This is a genomic window from Shewanella sp. Sh95 (genome assembly GCF_001308045.1).
GTDB classification, from domain to species: domain Bacteria; phylum Pseudomonadota; class Gammaproteobacteria; order Enterobacterales; family Shewanellaceae; genus Shewanella; species Shewanella xiamenensis.
In genome coordinates this window covers 1-428 of record NZ_LGYY01000139.1, presented here as the reverse complement: position 1 = coordinate 428, position 428 = coordinate 1, and the positions used below count along the sequence as shown (strand labels likewise).

Here is a 428-nt window from a genome sequence, read left to right as displayed (position 1 = left end):
ACCTTGGTTTGCGCCTACATGCACACCGGCGAGGGCCTGCACCGGTTCGTCGACCCGGTCGACGACGAGGTCTACCTGTACAGCCAGTTCGAGGTCGCCGACTCGCGCCGCGTCTTCGCGGTGTTCGAGCAGCCCGACCTCAAGGCGACGTTCACGTTCACGGTGACGGCCCCCGCGCACTGGACGGTCGTGTCGAACTACCCGCAGGTCGGCGACCCCGAGCCCGTGCCGGACGGCCGCAACCTCAACGGCGGCCCCGGCGCCGGCACCGCGACGGGGCGGGTCTGAACAGCGCCCCGGGTCTCCGCGTCAACACAGCCCTGCTGGTCTGGCGCCCCGCCACCCCGGCCGCGGCGAGCCATCCCCGAGCCCGCCACCCCGGCCCCCCTCCCGCGCGGAGCGCCGCGCGTGTCCGCGGCGGACCCCCC

The 428-nt window shown here is 74.8% G+C and carries 1 protein-coding gene; it reads left to right on the top strand.

The genetic code is table 11. The annotated features are described in order from the left end of the window. Window positions 1–288 (top strand): hypothetical protein (locus tag AEA42_RS10435; protein WP_197278433.1); only part of this gene is annotated, 288 nt, incomplete at its 5' end. Between the last annotated feature and the right edge of the window lie 140 nt (window positions 289–428).